We start from the raw sequence: 18691 nt of genomic DNA, 5'->3' as shown, positions 1-18691 counted from the left end.
GGCTCCTCGGCATCGCGGACGGTTGACGTATGGGCCGACCTGCGACGACATGCGCCGCAGGGCACACCGGCCCGACAACCCGAAGGATACCGCCCGACATGCGGGCGTCATCCCCCGCCCACCACCCGGCTACCCACCGGACATACCGGACAGTTCCGCCGCTAGGACTCGAACCTAGAATCTTCTGGACCAAAACCAGCTGCGTTGCCAATTACGCCACGGCGGACCACAAAGGCGGCAGATCGGACACCGGCCTGCCGCCGGCAGGCCCAACGATACCGACACCCGCGCTTCGCGCCCACCTCAAAGCGGGAGCCCCCCGGCCGCACCCCCACCCGCCTGGTCCGCTTCCGGTCGAAAGCGGGCCAGGCTCCGACATGTCGCGCCCCTTGCCGGGCCGCGGGCTCGTTCCTGCTCCGATCGGAGCAGGAACGAGCCGGTTCACGCCCTGGACCGTGGGGTCGCTCACTCCGCCGGGCCGCGTGGGCGCGCGAGGTCGGTGATCGCGGCGTCCGACCGCGCGAGCAGGCGCGCACTCCCCGCTTCGACGCCGAGCATGGCGCCGTAGGCCCAGCCCTCGATGCGCCGATAGAGGTCGGCGCCCCGGTTCACGCTGATCTGCAGACAGCCTCGGTAGTCATCGACGAGGTTCTTCCTGTTCGTCCTGACCCGATGTCGCTTGATCACCGGCTTCATGAACAGTTCGGCTGGTGCGCCGACCAAGTCGGCCCACCACTCGGTGGCCTCCGCGACATCCGCCGTCTCGTGGATGTGCAACCGGTACCGCACCTGGCCAGGCTCGACCCCCGCCACCTCTAGGAAGCGGCAGAAGAAGAGGATCAGCGCGGGGTCGCTGTTGATGAACCGGACCTTCTCCTCACGCCGGTAGATCTTGTCCTTGCCACCCTCGCACCAGTAGACGAGAGCGCCCGCCAGCAGCACCTCGCGGTCGCTCAACTCGCCCACTTGCCGGCATGCGGCCAGTTTGGTCTCTCTTCGCTCGTTCTCACGGGCGACCAGGACGGGCTCCCAGCGCTCCTTCCACGCGGCGGCGACGCGCTCCTGCGAGTAGCCGGGCCGCGGCGGGGCGGGAACGTCCCGTAACCACAGCGAGCACGTGCTTATGGCGATTCCCAGGGAACCCGCGATTTCCTTGTAGGTCCAGCCCTGCTTGCGGAGTTCGATGGCCTTGGGCTTGAGCTCGTCTCGGATTTCGTCCGGCATCGGTCCACCCATGCGACGAACTTTACCAGCAACTTTAACCATCTGTTGCCAATTGACTACTAACTGCTACCGTCCCTGCGGGTGGATGTGCATGGGTCGAGAACCTCTCCCCAGTGCGAGAAAGGCTCGCGGGCTTCGGTCAAGGGGGACGGCGGCGGGTTCGTGCTGGGCGGATGTCCATCGCGGTCGGCGAGGGAGCGGGCAAGGAGCGGCGGCATCGTGGCTGATTTGACCGGATTGGTTTAGGGCGTCGGCTATGTGGCAGGTCAACTGCGTGTCGTCCCGGCCGGTTCCAGGGCGCGGGCGGCACGCCGGTCTCCGTGGAGACGTCCCGGTTGGCGAGGAGGAAGAACTGGTCGCCGAAGGCGTCACCGGCCGACGGGCCGACGAGCGAACGTCCGGCGCGCGCCGCGCGTTCATGCGGGGGAAGGGCCTTGACGGCCTCTTCCGCGGGGGCACGGCGGAGCAAGAGCGAGAGTTCTGTGACCCGAGGGACACATTCCCGCTGATTTTACCGAGCGAATCTGTCAAACCTACGGTTCCGTAGGTTACGTTGGCGTAGGTAAGGCCTCCCGAGTTACAGGAAGTGAAGTGGTGACACATGACCACGGCCCCGACGGTTGATTCTCCGCGCCCGCAGCGGCGCCCCGAACTCGCACCCGAACAGCAGGGCAACGCCGAACGCGTGCTGGTGGCCGTGTTCACGGGCGTGCCCTTCCTGGCCCTCATCGCGGCGGTGCCGCTGGCGTGGGGGAGCTTCCTCGGCTGGACGGACGTCGCGCTCGCCGCGGTGTTCTACGTCCTGACCGCGGGCGGGATCACCGTGGGGTACCACCGGTACTTCACGCACGGGTCGTTCAAGGCGAAGCGGCCGTTGAAGATCTTCCTGGCGCTGGCCGGAAGCATGGCCATACAGGGTCCGGTCATCACGTGGGTGGCCGATCACCGGCGCCACCACAAGCACTCGGACAAGGAGTTCGATCCGCACTCGCCGTGGCGGTTCGGCAACGACTGGAAGGCCCTGCTGAAGGGGCTCGTGTGGGCGCACTACGGGTGGTTGTTCGACGCGGAGCAGACGTCCAAGCCGCGGTTCGCGAAGGATCTGCTGAACGATCGGGACATCACGCGGATCCATCGGCTGTTCCCGGCGATGGTGGCGGTGTCGTTCCTGCTGCCGGCGGTGCTCGGCGGGCTGATCACGATGTCGTGGGCGGGGTTCCTGACGGCGCTGTTCTGGGCGGGCTTCGTCCGGATCACGCTGGTGCATCACGTGACGTGGGCGATCAACTCGATCTGCCACACGTTCGGCAAGGAGGAGTTCGAGGTCCGGGACAAGTCGCGGAACGTGTGGTGGCTGGCGATCCCGTCGCTGGGCGAGTCGTGGCACAATCTGCACCATTCGGACCCGACGTGCGCGCGGCACGGTGTGCTGAAGGGGCAGATCGACATCAGCGCCCGGATCATCCAGGGGTTCGAGAAGGCCGGCTGGGCGTACGACGTCCGGTGGCCGAACGATGAGCGGCTGGCGGCCCGGCGCGCGAAGCAGCCCGCTTGAGCGTCACAATTGATTCTGTGACAGAACCCGCTCCGAGGACCCGCAGAAAGCGGATGACCGGCAAGGAACGCCGTGAGCAGCTGCTGACGATCGGTCGCACGCTGTTCGCCGAGCGCGGCCTGGACGGCACGTCGGTGGAGGAGATCGCGTCCGCCGCGGGCGTCTCCAAGCCGGTGGTGTACGAGCACTTCGGCGGCAAGGAGGGCTTGTACGCGGTCGTGGTGGACCGGGAGTTCGAGGGTCTGCTGCGGCTGGTGACCGAGGCGCTGACGTCGGCGCGGCACTACCGGGGCAAGCTGGAGAAGGCCGCGCTGGGGCTCTTGGAGTACATCGAGGAGAATCCGGACGGGTTCCGCATCCTCGTCCGGGATTCGCACGGTGGTACCGGTACCGGGAGTTACGCGAGCCTGTTGAGCGAGATCGCCGGGGAGGTCGAGTACATCCTCGCTCAGGAGTTCGACCGGCACGGGTACGACGACAAGTTCGCGTCGCTGTACGCGCAGAGCCTGGTCGGGATGGTGGCGGTGACGGGCCAGTGGTGGCTGGACGTCCGCAAGCCGCGCCGGGAGGACGTGGCGGCGCACATCGTGAATCTGGCGTGGAACGGGCTGTCGGGGCTGGAGCAGCGGCCGTCGCTGGATCCGCGGCGGCGGCGCAAGGAGATGGAGCGCGCGCAGAAGCGGGCGGAGAAGATCGCGGCCAAGGAGGAGAGGGCCGCGGCGCGGGCGCAGGGGAAGGTCCGCCGGGACGAGAGCGGGGAGCAGCCGGTCTAGCCGCTCCGGGTCTGGGCGGTCCGGGTCTGGCCGGTCCGGTATGTGCGTCGGCGGCCGTCCGGAGTTCGTCCGGGCGGCCGCCGACCGGGGTCGCCGACGTCGGGTCGCGACGCCGGAGCCGTGCTGCGGCCGTGTCGGCCGCCGGTCGCCGCCCGCCCGTCCGGGTTTGGCACACCGCAGGGGAACGATTCGCTGTCCCCGGGCGGGCGGGCGGCGCCGTGGTCTAGGTGCGTCTGGCGATCACGAAGATCCTCCGGAACGGGTAGACGGTGCCGTGGGGGCGCGGGGGGTAGGCGTCCCGGAGGCGTTCGCGGTATTCGGCGATGAACGCGTCGGCGGCGGTCGCGTCGAGTGCGGTGAGGACGGGGCGCAGTGCGGTGCCTTTGACCCATTCGAGGACGGGGTCGTCGCCGGTGAGGGTCTGCATGTAGGTGGTTTCCCAGGCGTCGACGTCGCAGCCGTGGCCGGCGAGGAGGTCGAGGTATCCCTCGGCGCTGAGGACGGGCGCGTCCCGCACGAGGTGTCCGAGGCGCGCGGTCCACCGGTCGGACGTGCAGAGTTCGCGGAGGATGGCGTGGCTGGGGGCGGCGAAGTTGCCGGGGACCTGGAAGGCGAGGCGTCCGCCGGGGGCGAGTGCGTCGGTCCAGCGGGGCAGCAGTTCGAGGTGTTCGGGGATCCACTGCAGGACGGCGTTGGAGACGATGAGGTCGGCGTCGTGTCCGTCCCAGGTGCGGAGGTCCTGGACGCGGAAGGTGAGGCGTCCGGGGATCTCGTGGGCGCGGGCGGCGTCGATCATCTCGGGGGAAGAGTCGAGGGCCTCCACGACGGCGGCGGGCCAGCGGCCCGCCAGTGTCGCGGCGGGCTCCCCGCTCCCGCACCCGAGGTCGATGATCCGCCGGGGGGCGACGTCGCCGAGCCGTTCCACGAGTTCGCGGAACGGCCGGAAGCGTTCGTCTCCGTAGACCCCGTATTGCGCGGGGTCCCATACGGCCTCGGCTTGTCTCGACATCGAGAGACATGATGCCCCGCCCATATCTTGATGTCAAGAATCCCGCGCGCCGGTCGGGCCCGAGGCCGGGGGCGCCGCCGGAGGGACGCACGTTAGGGTCCCCTCACGCCCTCACCCGGGGTATCTCGATATCAAGACAGGTAGGCTTGCGGCATGGAGGATGAGGTCGACCGGCTGGTCGAGGCGTGGCGGACCGAGCGCCCGGACCTGGACGTGCGTCCGCTGCAGGTCCTCAGCCGCGTGTCGCGGCTGGCCCGTCACCTCGACCGGGCGCGGCGGGCCGTGTTCGTGGCGCACGACCTCGAGTCGTGGGAGTTCGACGTGCTCACGGCGCTGCGGCGGGCGGGCAGCCCGTACCAGCTGAGCCCGGGGCGGCTGCTGCGCGCGACGCTGGTGACGTCGGGCACGATGACGAACCGGATCGACCGGCTGGCGGCGGCGGGCCTGGTGGAGCGGCACCCGGACCCGCAGGACAAGCGCGGCGTCCAGGTGCGGCTCACCGAGGCGGGGCTGACGCGGGTGGACGCGGCGTTCGCCGACCTGCTGGCGCGCGAGGAGGCGATCCTGGCGGGGCTGACCCCGGCGCAGCACGACGCCCTGGCGGGGCTGCTGCGGACGCTGCTGGTCCCGTTCGACACCGCGCGCGACTAGCGGAGGGCGGCCTCGAGCGCGGCGGCCAGGCCGCAGAGCCGTTCCTCGCCGCCCGCGGGGCCGATGAGCTGGACGGACGCGGGCAGGTGCGAGCCCGGCAGCGGGACGGGCAGCGCGAACGCGGGCAGCCCGGCGACGTTGACGGGGCCGGTGAGCCGGGTGAGGGGCAGGTCGCCCTGGAGGTCGTCGTCGGGTTCGGGCGCGACGGTCGGCAGGACGGGCAGGGCGATCGCGGCGTGCCGTTGGAGGATCGTGTCGAGTTCGGCGCGCAGCGCCCGCTGGACGTGGCGGGCCCAGGCGAGGTGCTTGCGGGCGATGCTCTGGAGCATCGGCAGCCGGTGCCGCATGCGCTCGCTGACCAGGTCGGGCCGTTGGAGGTAGCGGCCGTCGACGGCCCACGCCTCGTGGCCGACGATCGCGCCGTTGGCCATGCCGGCCTCGTCGAACTCCTCGGCGCGCACGTCGGCGAGGGGCGCGACGCGGCGCAGGGCGTCGTCGACGGCGGCGTCGATCTCGGGGCGGACGCCGGGGGGCCGGAGCCGGGCGATGGGGCGGCCCGGCTCGTACGGGACGGGCGCGAAGGCGGGTTCGATCAGCCGCATGCCGAGGACGACGGCGGCGACGTCGCGGCCCATGGGGCCGACGGTGTCGAGGGACGGGGCGAGCGGGTGGACGCCGTCGAGGGGGACGCGGCCGTGCGTGGTCTTGAGGGCCGCGATGCCGCAGCAGGCGGCGGGGACGCGGACGGAGCCGCCGGTGTCGGTGCCGAACGCGACGTCGGCCTCGCCGGCGGCGACGGCGACGGCGGAGCCGCTGGAGGAGCCGCCGGGGACGCGGGCGGGGTCGAGGGGGTTGACGGGGGTGCCGGACCACGGGTTGAGGCCGTCGACGCCGAGGCAGAACTCGGTGAGGTTGGTCTTGCCGACGATGCGGGCGCCGGCGGCGCGGGCGGACGCGACGACGGCGGCGTCGCGTCCGGCGGGCGCGGCGTCCGCGGCGATGGCGGCGCTGCCCGCGGTGGTGGGGAGCCCCGCGACGTCGATGGCGTCCTTCACGGCCAGCCGGGGGCCGTCACCGGGGGCGTCGATCCGCAGTATCCATGTGGCCATAGCAGGGCGATCGCGGTCAGCCGATGTCCTCGGCGAGCATGAGCCATTCCTCTTCGACCTCGGCGGCCTGCGCCTGGACGTCCTTGAGCTGCCCGTCGAGTTCCTGGAGTTTGGCGTAGTCGGTGGCGTGCGCGGCGAGCTGCTCGTGCAGTTCGGCCTCCTGCCGGGCGAGCTTCTCCAGGCGGCGTTCGAGCCGGTCGAGTTCCTTGCGGGCCTTCCAGTCCTGCTGGCCCTTGGGCTTGGACGGCTGCGCGGGGGCCGGCGCGGCGGACGTCCCGGGGACCGCGGGGGCGGTGCGGGCGGACGCGCGGCGCTCCAGGTACTCGTCGACGCCGCCGGGCAGCATCGACACGCGGCCGTCGCCCAGGAGGGCGGCGACGCGGTCGGTGACGCGTTCGAGGAAGTACCGGTCGTGGCTGACGACGACGAGGGTGCCGGGCCAGCCGTCGAGGAGGTCCTCGACCTCGGTGAGGGTCTCGATGTCGAGGTCGTTGGTGGGCTCGTCGAGGAGCAGGACGTTCGGCTCGCCCATGAGCAGCCGCAGCAGCTGGAGGCGGCGGCGCTCGCCGCCGGACAGGTCGCCGACGGGCGTCCACTGCCGGTCGCCGGGGAATCCGAGCCGTTCGAGGAGCTGGCTCGCGGTCCATTCGCGCTTGCCGACGGTGATGCGGCGGCGGATCTCCTCGACCGACTCCAGCACGCGCCGGTCCGGGTCGAGTTCCTCCAGGTTCTGCGACAGGTGCGCGAGCTGGACGGTCTTGCCGCGCACCATCGCCCCGGCGGACGGGGCGACCGTGCCGTCCAGGAGGCGCAGCAGGGTGCTCTTGCCGCTGCCGTTGACGCCGACGAGGCCGACGCGCTCGCCGGGGCCGAGCCGCCAGGTGAGGTGGTCGAAGATGGCGCGGTCGCCGAGGCGGACGGTGACGTCCTCGGCGTCGATGACGGTCTTGCCGAGCCGGGCGGTCGCGAACCGGGTCAGTTCGACCGAGTCGCGGGCGGGGGGCTCGTCGGCGATGAGGGCCTGCGCGGCGTCGACCCGGAACTTGGGCTTGGACGTGCGGGCCTGCGGGCCGCGCCGCAGCCACGCGAGTTCCTTGCGCAGCAGGTTCTGCCGCTTGGCCTCGGTGGCGGCGGCGATGCGGGAGCGTTCGGCCTTGGCGAGGACGTACGCGGAGTAGCCGCCCTCGTAGCGTTCGACGCGGCCGTCGACGACCTCCCAGGTGCGGTCGGTGACGGCGTCGAGGAACCACCGGTCGTGGGTGACGACGAGCAGGGCGCCCTTGCGGCCGCGCAGGTGCCGGGCGAGCCAGTCGATCGCCTCGATGTCGAGGTGGTTGGTGGGCTCGTCCAGCAGGATCAGGTCGGACTCGGGGACGAGGAGGCGGGCGAGGGCGATCCGGCGGCGCTCGCCGCCCGACATCCCGGCGATGGGGGCGTCCAGGTCGAGGCCGGGCAGCAGCCCGGCGAGGACGTCGCGGACGCGGGTGTCGCCGGCCCATTCGTGTTCGGCGCGGTCGCCGAGGACGACGGACCGGACGGTCGCGCCGGCGGCGAACTCGTCGCGCTGCACGAGGTGCCCGAGGCGCAGGCCGCGGGCGTGCGTGACGCGCCCGGAGTCGGGCTCGGTCTCCTTGGCGAGGACGGACACGAGGGTGCTCTTGCCGCCGCCGTTGCGGCCGACGACGCCGACGCGGTCCCCGTCGTCGAGGCCGAGGGAGACGGCGTCCAGCAGCGGCTTGGGCCCGTAGGACTTGGCGACGTTCTCAAGATTGATCAGATTCACGACGCTTCCAGCCTATTGCCTGCCGCGAACCGGTCGCGCGTCGCGCGGGGGGTCAGTCTCCGCCGCCGCCTCCGCCGCCGGAGTCGCCCCCCGACCCGCCGCCGGAGTCGCCGCCGGATCCGCCGCCGGAGTCGCCGCCGGATCCGCCGCCGGAGTGGCCGCCCGGCCAGTCGGCGTCGAAGCCGGCGTCACCGTCCCACCCGGACCCGCCCCGATGCCGGGGCGCCTGCCCGTACGGGCCGGGACCGTGCCCGGGCGGGCCATAGCCGGGCTGGCCGTAACCGGGCGGGCCGTAACCGGGCTGGCCATAGCCGGGCGGGCCGTAGGGCGGGCCGTACGCGCCGGGGCCGGGGGCGGGCCGCGATCTCCTCGTCGCCATGACGACGACGAGGACGACGGCGCCGACGACGACCGCGAAGAGGACGGCGACGATCAGCAGGAGGAGCAGCGAGGAGGCCAAGGCAAGTCCTGGGGGCGGCGGCGACGGGAGCCGGACACGGGCTAGGGCACGCGGGCGGGCGGGCCCGCCGCGCCGCCGTCCTGGCGCCGGCGGGGCGCGGCCCCGCGGGCGGCCACCGCCTCGGGGGCGTTGCGCCGGAGGGCACGGTCCCGGCGCACGGCCAGCACGACGAGCGTCACCATCATCGCGACGGCGACGAGACCCAGCAACCCCGAAAGACTCAGCAACCCCGAAAGGTACGTCATCGCTTCACCTCGTCCGCGGAATCGGCGTCACGGGAGATGACGCCCGTCCGGCGGGCGAAGTTCGCTTGTGTGCGGAGCGCAACTAAAGCGGCACCGTCAGATGACCGTTGCTCCGGGTACGGGGCCGTGCGCGGTGAGCGTCTGCGCGGCGACGCCGGCGCGGTCGAGCGCGTCCGCGAGGCCGGCGGCGCCGGCGGCGTCCGCGGCGAGGAACGCGCAGGTCGGGCCGGACCCGGAGACGAGCGCGCCGAGGGCGCCGAGGTCGCGGCCGGCGTCCAGGACGCCGCGCAGGGACGGGCGCAGCGCGAGCGCGGCGGGCTGCAGGTCGTTGGTGAGGGCGGCGCTGAGCGCCTCGGCGTCCCCGGCGGCGAGCGCGGCCATGAGCGCGCCGGACTCCCGGGGCTCCGGGACGCCGCCGCCGCGCGCGGCGCGGATCCGGTCGCACTCGGCGTAGACGGCCGGGGTGGACAGGCCGCCGTCGGCGGTCGCGAACACCCAGTGGAAGGTGCCGTGGACGGTCGCGGCGGTGAGCCGCTCGCCGCGGCCGGTGCCGACGGCGGTGCCGCCGAGCAGCGCGAACGGGACGTCGCTGCCGAGCCGCGCGCCGAGGTTGAGCAGGTCGGCGGGGGCGAGGGCGGGCGCGGCGGGGTCGTCCCAGAGGCGGGCGCAGGCGAGCAGCGCGGCGGCGGCGTCGGCGCTGCCGCCCGCCATCCCGCCCGCGACGGGGATCGCCTTGCGGATCCGCAGCGCGACGCGGGGCGCCGCGCCGAGCCGTTCGGCGACGAGCCGGGCCGCGCGGGCGGCGAGGTTGCCGTCGCCGGTGGGGACGCCGCCGATCGCGACGCGGGAGCCGGGCGCGGCCTCGACGGTGATCCGCAGCTCGTCCGCGGGTTCGGCGGTGACCTCGTCGAACAGCGACACGGCGTGGAAGACGTTGACGAGGTCGTGGTACCCGTCGTCGCGCAGCGGGCCGACGCCGAGCTGCAGGTTGACCTTGGCGGGGACGCGCACGCTGACCGGATTCACGTCACCGAACCCTATTGGACGGGCGGGGCGGCCGCGCACCGCGCCGGGCGGGTCAGCCGCCGCTGGTGACGGGCAGGCCGCGCGGGTTGAAGTACGGGGCGGTGGCGAGTTCGCGGAGCGCCGACACCGCGTGCTCGTCGCCCGTCACGGCGTACCGGTGGCGCTCGTCGCGGGGGCCGTCGGCGCGCTCGTCGGAGTTGAAGTAGACGACGGCCTTGACCTGCGGGTTCTGGAGGGTCTCGGCGGCGGCGCGGAGCCATTCGGCGCGGCGTTCGCCGTACGAGCGGGGCGCCCCGAACTCGGCGATCATGATGGGTTTGGAGCGGTCGTCGGCCCATTCCAGGAACGGCTTGAGGGAGTCCGCGAGGGCCTGGAAGTCGAAGTCGCCGCTGGGCCGGGCGTCGGCGCAGACCCAGTCGACGTGCTCGTCGCCCGGGTAGTAGGCGCCGGCGTCGCGGGTCCCGAAGCCGCGGGCGGTGGGGCACCAGACCCAGGCGACGTTGTGGACCTGCTCCTCGGCGAACACCTTCCGCATGTGCTTCCAGGCGGCGATGAAGTCGGCCGGGGAGTGGACGCGCTCCTCCTCGGTGAGCTCGTCCATGTCGCGGGACCAGCGCAGGAAGACCGGCTTGCCGAGCTTCTTGATCGCGCGGGCGCGGTCGCGGACCATCTCGTCGAAGCGCCCCTGGACGATCTCGCGGGTGTCGCCGCCGTCCCAGGTCAGCAGCAGGTGGCGGTCGGACGCGGCGACGTCGGCGGCGAGGTCGCCGGGGAAGTCGTCCTTCCAGCGGTGGTAGGTCTGGACGATGTCGAGCCGGCGGCCGAGGTCGCCCTCGAACCCGGTGATGTCCGCCATCTCGGGTTCGGCGGGGGCCGCCGCGGTGTTCCCGGTGCCGGACGGGCTCGCGCCCGTGCCCGCGTCGTCGCCGCCGGGGGCGGCGGAGCCGGGCAGCCAGGCGCCGAAGTACGCGCCCTCCCGCGGGGGGACGGGCGCGACGCCGGCGCGTGCCGTCGTCGTGATGTCGGGGGCCGCGCCCGCGCCGTCGGAGCAGCCCGCCGCCACCGTCCCGGTGAGCCCCGCCACCGCGATCAGGGCCGTCGCCACCACCGGGATCCTCGCTCGCGCCGTCCGCGAACGCGCGTTCACCATCGTCCTCCGACTCGTCCGGGTTCGTGCGTCCCCGGGGGCCGCCGCCGGGGGATCATTGGGGGGTGCCGCCCCGCCCTGAAGGACCATACTCGGCAATCCGGGCGAAGGAGGCCACGTCGAGAGCTTCGCCCCGGGTGCGCGGGTCGACGCCCGCCGCCCGCAGCGCCTCCTCGGCCGCCGCGGCGGACCCGGCCCAGCCCGCGAGCGCCGCCCGCAGCGTCTTGCGCCGCTGCGCGAACGCGGCGTCGACCACGGCGAACACCTGGTCGCGGGACGCGGTGGTCGGCGGCGGTTCCCGCCGGGTGAACGCGACCAGCCCGGAGTCGACGTTCGGAACGGGCCAGAACACCGCGCGGCCGACGGGCCCGGCGCGGCGGGCGTCGCCGTACCAGGCGAGCTTCACCGACGGCACCCCGTAGATCTTGCCGCCGGGCTCGGCGACCATCCGGTCGGCGACCTCGGCCTGCACCATGACCAGGGCCTTCTCCAGGGACGGCAGGGCGGCCAGCAGGTTCAGGACGACCGGCACCGCGACGTTGTAGGGGAGGTTCGCGACCAGCGCGGTGGGGGCCGGGCCGGGCACCTGTGTGATCTTCATCGCGTCGGCCCGCACGACCTCCAGCCGGCCGGCCAGGTCGGGCTCGCGCGCCGCCGCCGTCGCGGGCAGCTCGCCCGCGAGGACCGGGTCGATCTCGACCGCGACGACGCGCCGGGCCTCCGGGAGCAGCGCCAGCGTCAGGGACCCGAGCCCCGGCCCGACCTCGATCACGACGTCGTCCGGCGCCAGCCGGGCCGCGCGCACGATCCGCCGGACGGTGTTGGCGTCGACCACGAAGTTCTGGCCGAGCGTCTTCGTCGGCCGCACGCCGAGCCGTGCCGCCAGTTCCCGGACGTCCGCCGGCCCGAGCAGTCCCCGCGTCTCCCCCATCCGTAGATTGTCTCAGCAGCCGCGCCCTCCCCCGGCCCGCTCCCCCGCTCCCTGCCGCGGACGGACCGTGGCCCGCCGGCCGGCGGGCCGCCACCGCCGCCGAGGGCCGGAGCGGCCGGGCGCCGCGCGTCGAGCCGGGAGCCCCCCGGCCGCGCGACACCGCCCTCGCCCTCGGCCCCGTCCGGCCCGTCCGCGCCGACCGAGGGGGTCGACCGAGAGGGGAACGCCGCCGTGCCGGGCGGCGTCGGATGACCATGCGCCGCCTCCGCCTCGTGCTCGTCGCGACCCCCATCGTGATCCTCGGCCTCCGGACCGCCCGCACCGCCGTCCCCGCCCGCACGTTCGCCGCCGGGCGGCGGGACACCTGGCTCCCGCGGTTCGGGACGGACGCGCCGCCGGAACTGCGCGACGCCGCGCTCGCCCTCGGCCCGGTCCGGCTCCGCGGGACGTATTGAGATGGGCCGCGCGCGCCGGGTACGGCTCGTCCCGCTCGCCCTGCTCGTCGTGCTCCTGGTCGCCCCGATGGTCTGGCCGGGCGTCCTGGCGTACACGTTCGTCTTCGGTGAGAAGGCCACCGCCACCGTCACGGAGTGCGAGCGGACCCGGACCGGCACCGGGATCGAGACCTGCCGCGGCTTCTGGCGGACGGACGGCGGGAAGCGCGGGGCGGGCGAGATCTACGGGATCCACCCCCACCAGGAGGGCGGCACCCTGCGGGTGCGGATCGGCCCGGCGGGCCCCTACGCGAACGGGTGGGCGCGGGGCTGGCCGTTCCTGCTGTGGACGGTGCCGGTACCGCTCGGCGTCCTGGGGTACCTCCGGTTCCACCGGAGGATCGTCCGCCGGGGCCGCGGGCTCGCCGCGTCGCTGCTCGCCGAGCCCGGGGCGCTCGTCGTCTCCCGCGCCGCCGTCCGCCGCGCCGACGGGTCCCCGTACGCGTCGGTGCGGGCCGCGACCCCGCCCCCGGGCGCGCAGCGCCTCGACCTGCCGGGCCGGCCCCGGCGGACGCACCGGCCGCCGTGGGACTCCGGGGACCGCGAGGACGTCCTGGTCGAGGCCGTCGACGACGCCGCGGGGCGGCCCCTGATGCTGCTGGAGCACCGCACCGGGTCCCCGTTCGAGGCCGAGACCGTCGTGCTCGACCCGTCGGGCGCGCCGCGCCTGATCCTGCGCCGCGAGTCCCCGCATCCCCTCGCCTACCGGTTGCTGGACCCGTCCGGCGGCGACCTCGGCTCCGCCCGGACGGCCACCGGGATCGGGACGCTCGCCGTCCGGGACGTGCCCGGGAACCGGTTCGCCGCCGCGGGCCTGCGCGGACGCGACTGGGTGCTGCGGGCCGACGAGACGGCGCCGCCGCTGCTGCGCGACGCCGCGCTCGCCCTCGTCCTCGCCCAATTCCATCACCGCAACTGAAGGAGGACCGATGCTCCGTGCCCGTGCCGTCGCGTTCACGATCCTCGGGACATGCGTCGCGGCGCTGCTGTTCTGGCCCGTGGTGATCACGTACACGCTCGCCGCCGGGGAGAAGGCGACCGCGTCCGTCACTCGGTGCGTGAAGACGACGAACGGAAAGAGGCACAACCTGAGCTGCACCGGTACATGGCGGACCGAGGGCGGCGAGACCGGGTCGGGCGAGATCTACGGGCTCGACAAGGACGACGCGGGCACCGACGTCCCGGTGCGGGTGGGGCCCATGGGCCCGTACGGGGGCGGATTCGGCGGCAACTGGGTCTACTACCTCACGCTGGTGCCGCTGCTGATCGCGCCGGGGATCGCGATCTGGGCGCTCCGCGTGTCGTTCGGGCCGGGCCGCAAGCTGGCCGAGAGCCTCCTCGCCGAGCCGGCGGGCGGGACGCTGCTGGTCGTCACCCCGAAGCGGGTGGACCACGCGAACGGCCTCCCGCTCGCGACGCTGGGCCCGCCCGGCCCGCCCCCGCCCGGATACCGCCCGGTCGAGATCCCGGGCCGCGCCCTGCGGGCAGGGGGCCGCTCCCCCCTCGACGCCGCCGCCGGGGTCAACCGGGACCGCAGCGAGTTCCGGCCGCTGGAGTCGCCCGGCGGGGAGCCGCTCGCGGTCGTGGAGCACCGGTCGGCCGAGGGCCGGGAACCGGACCACGTCCTGCTGGACCCCTCCGGCGCCACCCGTGCGCTGGTCCGCCGGATCTCCGCGGGGCCCGCCCGCTACGCCCTGATCGGCCCCGACGGGACGCCGCTGGGGTCCGCCGAGCCCACCGGCGGGCGGCTGTCGGGCAGCCTGCGCGTCACGGACGCCGGGGGCGTCACCGTCGCCACGATCGCCCACACCGGGCGCCGGTGCGTGGTGCGGGTCGAGGACGCGGCGCCGCGCGTCTACCGCGACATCGCGATCGTGCTGGTCTTCGCCCAGTACCACACGGCGGACTGACGGACGGGGCGCTCACCAGGGACCGAACGCGCGCTCCCCGTTCGCGGCGATCGCCGTGCACAGTTCGTCCACCTCGACGCCCTTGATCTCGGCCATCGCGCGGACGGTGTGGGGGATCAGGTAGGACGCGTTCGGCTTGCCCCGGTGCGGGACGGGCGTGAGGAACGGCGCGTCGGTCTCGACGAGGATCAGGTCGAGGGGCGCGGCGCGCAGCGCCTCGCGGAGCGGCTCGGCGTTCTTGAACGTGACGTTCCCGGCGAAGCTCATCAGGTACCCGTTCTCCGCGCAGACCTCCGCCATCGCGGCGTCCCCGGAGTAGCAGTGGAACACGACCGTGCCGGGCGCGCCCTCCTCCTTCAGGATCGCCAGGACGTCGTCGTGGGCGTCGCGGTCGTGGATCACGAGGGCCTTGCCGGTGCGTTTCGCGATGCCGATGTGCGCGCGGAACGAGCGGTGCTGGTCGTCCTTGGGCGCCCAGTCCCGGTAGTAGTCGAGGCCGGTCTCGCCGATGGCCCGGACCTTCGGGTGCGCGGCCATCGCCTCGATGTCGGCCAGGACGGCGTCGGAGATCCCCGTCGTCTCGTTCGGGTGGATCGCCACGCCCGCGTACACGTCGTCGAACTCGCCGGCGGCGTCCACGGCGAACCGGGACGACGCCAGGTCGCAGCCGATCGTGACGATGCGGGCGACGCCCGCCGCCTTCGCGGCGGCGAGCTGCTCGTCGACCGGCGTCTCGACGATGTCGAGGTGGCAGTGGCTGTCGAAGACGTCCACGGGGAGGCGGCCGGGCAGCGGCGCGTAGGACCGCGCCGCCTGCCCGCCGGAGCTCACGCGCCCTCCAGCCGGGCGAGCTCCTCGTCGACGATCGACTCGTCCAGCTTCGCGAACAGCGGCGTCGGCTTGCTCAGGGGGACGCCGGGACGCACCGGCCGCGACTCCCAGCGGGCCTCGACGTCGTAGTCGCCGGTGAGGATCCGGTAGTCGGGGCCGCCGTCCTCCGACACGTCCCGCAGCTCCGGCATGCCGCTCCACACGCCCTCGCCGCCGAGCATCTCGTACACCTTCTGCGACGAGTTCGGCAGGAACGGCGTGAGCAGCGTCTTCGCGTCGTCCACGACCTGCAGGGCGGTGTGCAGGATCGACTGGACGCGCGCCGGGTCGTCCTTCAGCTTCCACGGCGCCTGGTCCGACAGGTACCGGTTCGCGTCCCGGACGACGTCGAGCGCCTCGGTGATCGCGTTCTTGAACCGCGACCGCTCCAGCTCGGCGCCGACGGCGGCGAACGCGTTGCGGCTGCGTTCCATCAGCGCCCGGTCGGCGTCGGTCAGGTCGCCCGGCTCGGGGATCGCGCCGAAGTTCTTCGCGGCCATGTTCACCGACCGGTTGACCAGGTTGCCCCACGCGGCGACGAGCTCGTCGTTGTTGCGGCGGCGGAACTCCGACCAGGTGAAGTCGGTGTCCTGGTTCTCGGGTCCGGCGACCGCGACGTAATAGCGCAGGGCGTCCACGTCGTAGCGGTCGAGGAAGTCCTTCACGTAGATAACGATCTGGCGGGACGAGGAAAACTTCTTCCCCTCCATCGTCAGGAACTCGGACGACACCACCTCGGTCGGGACGTTCAGGGCGCCCAGCGACCCCGGGGTCCCGCCCTTGTCGCCCTGCCCGCTGTAGCCGAGCAGCATCGCGGGCCAGATCTCGGAGTGGAAGACGATGTTGTCCTTGCCCATGAAGTAGTACGACAGGGCGTCGGGGTCCTGCCACCAGCCGCGCCACAGGTCCGGGTCGCCCTGCCGCCGCGCCCACTCCACCGACGCCGAGAAGTAGCCGACGACCGCGTCGAACCACACGTACAGCTTCTTGGCGGGGTTGTCGCGCCACCCGTCCAGCGGGATCGGGACACCCCAGTCGAGGTCGCGGCTGATCGCGCGCGGCTGCAGGTCGTCCAGCAGGTTCAGCGAGAACTTCAGCACGTTCGGCCGCCACTGCCCCTGCTTGCCCCGCAGGTACTCGCCGAGGACGTCGGTGAACGCGGGGAGGTCGAGCATGAAGTGCTCGGTCTCGACGAACTTCGGCTTCTCGCCGTTGATGCGGCTCACCGGGTTGATCAGGTCGACCGGGTCGAGCTGGTTGCCGCAGTTGTCGCACTGGTCGCCGCGCGCGCCGTCGTACCCGCAGATCGGGCAGGTGCCCTCGATGTACCGGTCGGGCAGGGTCCGCCCGGTCGACGGGGAGATCGCCCCCATCGTCTGCGTCGGGAAGATGTACCCGTTGTCGTACAGGCCCTTGAAGATCTCCTGGACGACCGCGTAGTGGTTCGCCGTCGAGGTCCGGGTGAACAGGTCGTACGACATGCCGAGCCCGTGCAGGTCCTCGGCGATGACGCGGTTGTACCGGTCGGCGAGCTCCCTGGCGGTCACGCCCTCCTTGTCGGCCTGGACCTGGATCGGCGTGCCGTGCTCGTCGGTGCCGCTCACCATCAGGACCTTGTTGCCCGCCATCCGCTGGTAGCGGCTGAACATGTCGGCGGGCAGCGCGAATCCGGAGACGTGCCCGATGTGACGGGGCCCGTTGGCGTACGGCCAGGCGGGCGCGGTCAGAATGTGTCGGCTTGACGAGGACATGAAATCAAGGGTAGTCGCCGTGCGCCCTCGGGATCGCACGCTTACCCGCCCCCAGTAGCCTGGTTCGGCGTTGCCGCCGCAGGAACCGAGCGACCCGAAGGCAGAAACGGACATGCCCCAGACGACGACAGGCGAGGCCGACCACCGGACCGCGGGCGGCGCCGAACCGTCCCGCCGTCCCGCCGCCCGGCTCCTGTCCCGGGTCCGCCGCACCCGGCGCGTCGTGTGGCTCGCGCTGCTCGTGTCCGCGGCGGCCGTCGGCGTCCAGTACGTCCTGATGACGCCGCCGCTGTACTTCGACCCGCACTACGTGTGGCTCGCGGCCCGCTCGTGGCCCGACGTCCCGCTGACGCAGTGGCCGTTCGACGAGGTCCCCCACCAGGTCACCCGGCTCGGCCTCGTGCTGCCCGCGCGGCTGGTCATGACGGTCCTCGGGGACGGGCAGGCGGCGTACTTCGCCGTCGCGGCCCTGGGCGGGATCGCGTTCTTCACCGGCACGTACCTGGTCGTCCGCGCCCTGTTCGGGGACGTCGCGGGGCTCGCGTCCGCCGCGGTGCTGCTGGTGCACCCGTTCTTCACGCTGACGAACCCGTACGGGCAGGAGATCACCTGGTCGACGGGCGTGGTGCTGCCAGACATGCCGGGCGCCGGGCTGTTCGCGCTCGGGATGGCGGCGCTGGTCGTGGCGAGCCGGCGGGCCGGGCGCGTCCAGACCCGGTGGCTCGTCGCGGCCGGGCTGCTGATGGCGTCGGCGTTCCTCGTCCGCGAGTTCCTCGCGTTCCTGTTCCTCGCGATCCCCGTCTACCTGTGGCTGCTGCGGATCCCGTGGCGGCGCAACGTCACGGTCGGGCTCCCGATGCTCGGCGTGCTGGTCCTCAACCTCGTCCACAACCAGATCGTGTGGGGATCGCCGCTGGCGGGGCTGTCGTCGGCCGCCACGCACGGCGGCAAGTCCCGCGACTACGTGACGCGCGAGCTCGCGGCCCGCTCGTTCCTGCGGGCCATGCACGACTGGCACCCGCTCGGGACGGTCTTCATCGGGGCGCTCGCGCTGACGATCGTCGGCTGGGCCGTCACCCGCGACCGCCGGCTCGCGCTCGTCCTCGTCTGGTTCGGCGTCCTCGCAGTCCCCCTGACGGTCTGCGCGGGCGTCCTGGACCCGAACGACATCAAGCTCCGCGCGTGGCTCGTCCGGTACTGGTTCGCCGTCATGCCGGCGCTGCTCGCGGGCGGCTTCGGGTCCCTCGTCCTGCTGTACCGGGCGGTCCCCCGGGCGTGGGCCGCGCGCCTGCGCCTGCGCGTCGCGGCGCCCGTCCTCGCGATCGCGCTCGGCGCCGCGTACACGGCCGCCGCCGTCCAGGCCGTCCCCGGCCTGCCCCGCGACGAGGCGTGGGGCGAGCTGCGCGGCCACCTCGCCGCGCACGACGCCGACATCGACCTCATCGTCACCGACCGCCGTCTCGCCCAGACCCTCGTCTTCTACACGAAGGACGTGTGGGGGGACCGCACCTGGCACGGCGAGATCCGCGACTGGCCGCACTACTCGCCGCGGGTCCCGCGCACCGCCTACGAGGGCCCGCTCCTCTACACCCGCTGGCGGGGCATGGAGTCGCAGATCGGCTACGGCTGGGCGCCCTCGCCCGCCGAGGGCTGGACCCTCATGTGGAGGTCCTCCGACGGCGTCCTGGAACTCTGGAACCCGCCGCGCTGACCGGCCGGGGAGCCCGATCCCCCGGCGGTCGCGGGCCCTCGC

General features: G+C 73.4%; 18 protein-coding genes and 1 tRNA gene. 7 read left to right on the top strand and 12 right to left on the bottom strand.

Features of this window, described 5'->3' with window-relative positions:
• Positions 1–153 precede the first annotated feature (153 nt).
• Positions 154–226 (bottom strand) — tRNA-Gln (locus ACFQ11_RS13115).
• A gap of 239 nt (positions 227–465) precedes the next feature.
• On the bottom strand, positions 466–1236 hold the full coding sequence (locus tag ACFQ11_RS13110) for a hypothetical protein (protein ID WP_378298555.1): 771 nt from the start codon (positions 1234–1236) through the stop codon (positions 466–468).
• A gap of 589 nt (positions 1237–1825) precedes the next feature.
• Between ACFQ11_RS13110 and ACFQ11_RS13105 the strand changes: the two genes are divergently transcribed.
• Together ACFQ11_RS13105 and ACFQ11_RS13100 are read left to right on the top strand one after the other, a co-directional pair.
• Positions 1826–2779, top strand: a complete 954-nt coding sequence (locus ACFQ11_RS13105) for an acyl-CoA desaturase (RefSeq protein WP_378298554.1) — start codon at positions 1826–1828, stop codon at positions 2777–2779.
• Between the two features lie 53 nt (positions 2780–2832).
• Complete coding sequence (locus tag ACFQ11_RS13100) at positions 2833–3552, top strand: TetR/AcrR family transcriptional regulator (protein ID WP_378298553.1); 720 nt, start codon at positions 2833–2835, stop codon at positions 3550–3552.
• Positions 3553–3775: 223 nt separating this feature from the next.
• Here ACFQ11_RS13100 and ACFQ11_RS13095 read toward each other — a convergent pair whose 3' ends face one another.
• Positions 3776–4561 (bottom strand): trans-aconitate 2-methyltransferase, encoded by a 786-nt coding sequence (locus tag ACFQ11_RS13095; protein ID WP_378298552.1) that lies wholly within the window; start codon positions 4559–4561, stop codon positions 3776–3778.
• A 153-nt stretch (positions 4562–4714) separates the two neighbouring features.
• Here ACFQ11_RS13095 and ACFQ11_RS13090 point away from each other — a divergent pair, with 153 nt between their 5' ends.
• Entirely contained in the window at positions 4715–5212 is a 498-nt protein-coding gene (locus tag ACFQ11_RS13090; protein ID WP_378298551.1) for a MarR family winged helix-turn-helix transcriptional regulator, read from the top strand.
• Here the strand turns inward: ACFQ11_RS13090 and ACFQ11_RS13085 are convergent.
• The 7 genes from ACFQ11_RS13085 to rsmA form a co-directional block, all read right to left on the bottom strand.
• On the bottom strand, positions 5209–6321 hold the full coding sequence (locus tag ACFQ11_RS13085) for an amidase (protein ID WP_378298550.1): 1113 nt from the start codon (positions 6319–6321) through the stop codon (positions 5209–5211). The two genes, ACFQ11_RS13090 and ACFQ11_RS13085, sit on opposite strands and share 4 nt — an antisense overlap.
• Positions 6322–6337: 16 nt before the next feature.
• Complete coding sequence (locus ACFQ11_RS13080; protein WP_378298549.1) at positions 6338–8104, bottom strand: ABC-F family ATP-binding cassette domain-containing protein; 1767 nt, start codon at positions 8102–8104, stop codon at positions 6338–6340.
• 52 nt (positions 8105–8156) lie between these two features.
• Positions 8157–8564 (bottom strand): hypothetical protein, encoded by a 408-nt coding sequence (locus tag ACFQ11_RS13075; protein ID WP_378298548.1) that lies wholly within the window; start codon positions 8562–8564, stop codon positions 8157–8159.
• A gap of 41 nt (positions 8565–8605) precedes the next feature.
• Positions 8606–8809 (bottom strand): hypothetical protein, encoded by a 204-nt coding sequence (locus tag ACFQ11_RS13070; RefSeq protein WP_378298547.1) that lies wholly within the window; start codon positions 8807–8809, stop codon positions 8606–8608.
• 96 nt (positions 8810–8905) lie between these two features.
• Positions 8906–9835, bottom strand: coding sequence for a 4-(cytidine 5'-diphospho)-2-C-methyl-D-erythritol kinase (locus ACFQ11_RS13065; RefSeq protein ID WP_378298546.1), 930 nt, complete (start codon positions 9833–9835; stop codon positions 8906–8908).
• 52 nt (positions 9836–9887) lie between these two features.
• Positions 9888–10940, bottom strand: coding sequence for a glycoside hydrolase family 26 protein (locus tag ACFQ11_RS13060; protein WP_378298545.1), 1053 nt, complete (start codon positions 10938–10940; stop codon positions 9888–9890).
• Between the two features lie 97 nt (positions 10941–11037).
• The gene (gene rsmA / locus ACFQ11_RS13055; protein WP_378298544.1) at positions 11038–11913 is read right to left on the bottom strand and encodes a 16S rRNA (adenine(1518)-N(6)/adenine(1519)-N(6))-dimethyltransferase RsmA; all 876 of its coding nucleotides are present in this window, start codon (positions 11911–11913) and stop codon (positions 11038–11040) included.
• Positions 11914–12161: 248 nt separating this feature from the next.
• Here rsmA and ACFQ11_RS13050 point away from each other — a divergent pair, with 248 nt between their 5' ends.
• Genes ACFQ11_RS13050 through ACFQ11_RS13040 form a run of 3 tightly spaced genes read left to right on the top strand, consistent with a single transcriptional unit; the run spans position 12162 to position 14317 of the window.
• Positions 12162–12368, top strand: a complete 207-nt coding sequence (locus ACFQ11_RS13050) for a hypothetical protein (RefSeq protein ID WP_378298543.1) — start codon at positions 12162–12164, stop codon at positions 12366–12368.
• A gap of 1 nt (position 12369) precedes the next feature.
• Positions 12370–13326, top strand: coding sequence for a hypothetical protein (locus ACFQ11_RS13045; protein ID WP_378298542.1), 957 nt, complete (start codon positions 12370–12372; stop codon positions 13324–13326).
• 10 nt (positions 13327–13336) lie between these two features.
• Positions 13337–14317, top strand: a complete 981-nt coding sequence (locus tag ACFQ11_RS13040; protein ID WP_378298541.1) for a hypothetical protein — start codon at positions 13337–13339, stop codon at positions 14315–14317.
• A gap of 12 nt (positions 14318–14329) precedes the next feature.
• Here the strand turns inward: ACFQ11_RS13040 and ACFQ11_RS13035 are convergent, their stop codons facing one another.
• Both ACFQ11_RS13035 and metG read right to left on the bottom strand, forming a co-directional pair.
• Positions 14330–15148, bottom strand: coding sequence for a TatD family hydrolase (locus ACFQ11_RS13035; protein WP_378298540.1), 819 nt, complete (start codon positions 15146–15148; stop codon positions 14330–14332).
• Positions 15145–16938, bottom strand: coding sequence for a methionine--tRNA ligase (metG, locus tag ACFQ11_RS13030; protein WP_378298539.1), 1794 nt, complete (start codon positions 16936–16938; stop codon positions 15145–15147). The genes ACFQ11_RS13035 and metG overlap by 4 nt, the downstream gene beginning before the upstream one ends.
• A gap of 112 nt (positions 16939–17050) precedes the next feature.
• Between metG and ACFQ11_RS13025 the strand changes: the two genes are divergently transcribed.
• Positions 17051–18649 (top strand): ArnT family glycosyltransferase, encoded by a 1599-nt coding sequence (locus tag ACFQ11_RS13025; RefSeq protein ID WP_378298538.1) that lies wholly within the window; start codon positions 17051–17053, stop codon positions 18647–18649.
• Positions 18650–18691: the final 42 nt, after the last annotated feature.

The sequence above is a fragment of the Actinomadura sediminis genome, assembly GCF_042675525.1.
GTDB lineage: Bacteria > Actinomycetota > Actinomycetes > Streptosporangiales > Streptosporangiaceae > Spirillospora > Spirillospora sediminis.
The sequence above is the reverse complement of the archived record's forward strand: the minus strand, read 5'-3'. Positions and strand labels throughout refer to the sequence as shown.

Excerpts from the sequence above, each read along its gene's own strand:
- ACFQ11_RS13110 (WP_378298555.1), bottom strand. The coding sequence starts at position 1,236 with ATGGGTGGACCGATGCCGGACGAAATCCGAGACGAGCTCAAGCCCAAG.
- ACFQ11_RS13105 (WP_378298554.1), top strand. The coding sequence starts at position 1,826 with ATGACCACGGCCCCGACGGTTGATTCTCCGCGCCCGCAGCGGCGCCCC.
- ACFQ11_RS13100 (WP_378298553.1), top strand. The coding sequence starts at position 2,833 with ATGACCGGCAAGGAACGCCGTGAGCAGCTGCTGACGATCGGTCGCACG.
- ACFQ11_RS13095 (WP_378298552.1), bottom strand. The coding sequence starts at position 4,561 with ATGTCGAGACAAGCCGAGGCCGTATGGGACCCCGCGCAATACGGGGTC.
- ACFQ11_RS13090 (WP_378298551.1), top strand. The coding sequence starts at position 4,715 with ATGGAGGATGAGGTCGACCGGCTGGTCGAGGCGTGGCGGACCGAGCGC.
- ACFQ11_RS13085 (WP_378298550.1), bottom strand. The coding sequence starts at position 6,321 with ATGGCCACATGGATACTGCGGATCGACGCCCCCGGTGACGGCCCCCGG.
- ACFQ11_RS13070 (WP_378298547.1), bottom strand. The coding sequence starts at position 8,809 with ATGACGTACCTTTCGGGGTTGCTGAGTCTTTCGGGGTTGCTGGGTCTC.
- rsmA (WP_378298544.1), bottom strand. The coding sequence starts at position 11,913 with ATGGGGGAGACGCGGGGACTGCTCGGGCCGGCGGACGTCCGGGAACTG.
- ACFQ11_RS13050 (WP_378298543.1), top strand. The coding sequence starts at position 12,162 with ATGACCATGCGCCGCCTCCGCCTCGTGCTCGTCGCGACCCCCATCGTG.
- ACFQ11_RS13045 (WP_378298542.1), top strand. The coding sequence starts at position 12,370 with ATGGGCCGCGCGCGCCGGGTACGGCTCGTCCCGCTCGCCCTGCTCGTC.
- ACFQ11_RS13040 (WP_378298541.1), top strand. The coding sequence starts at position 13,337 with ATGCTCCGTGCCCGTGCCGTCGCGTTCACGATCCTCGGGACATGCGTC.
- metG (WP_378298539.1), bottom strand. The coding sequence starts at position 16,938 with ATGTCCTCGTCAAGCCGACACATTCTGACCGCGCCCGCCTGGCCGTAC.
- ACFQ11_RS13025 (WP_378298538.1), top strand. The coding sequence starts at position 17,051 with ATGCCCCAGACGACGACAGGCGAGGCCGACCACCGGACCGCGGGCGGC.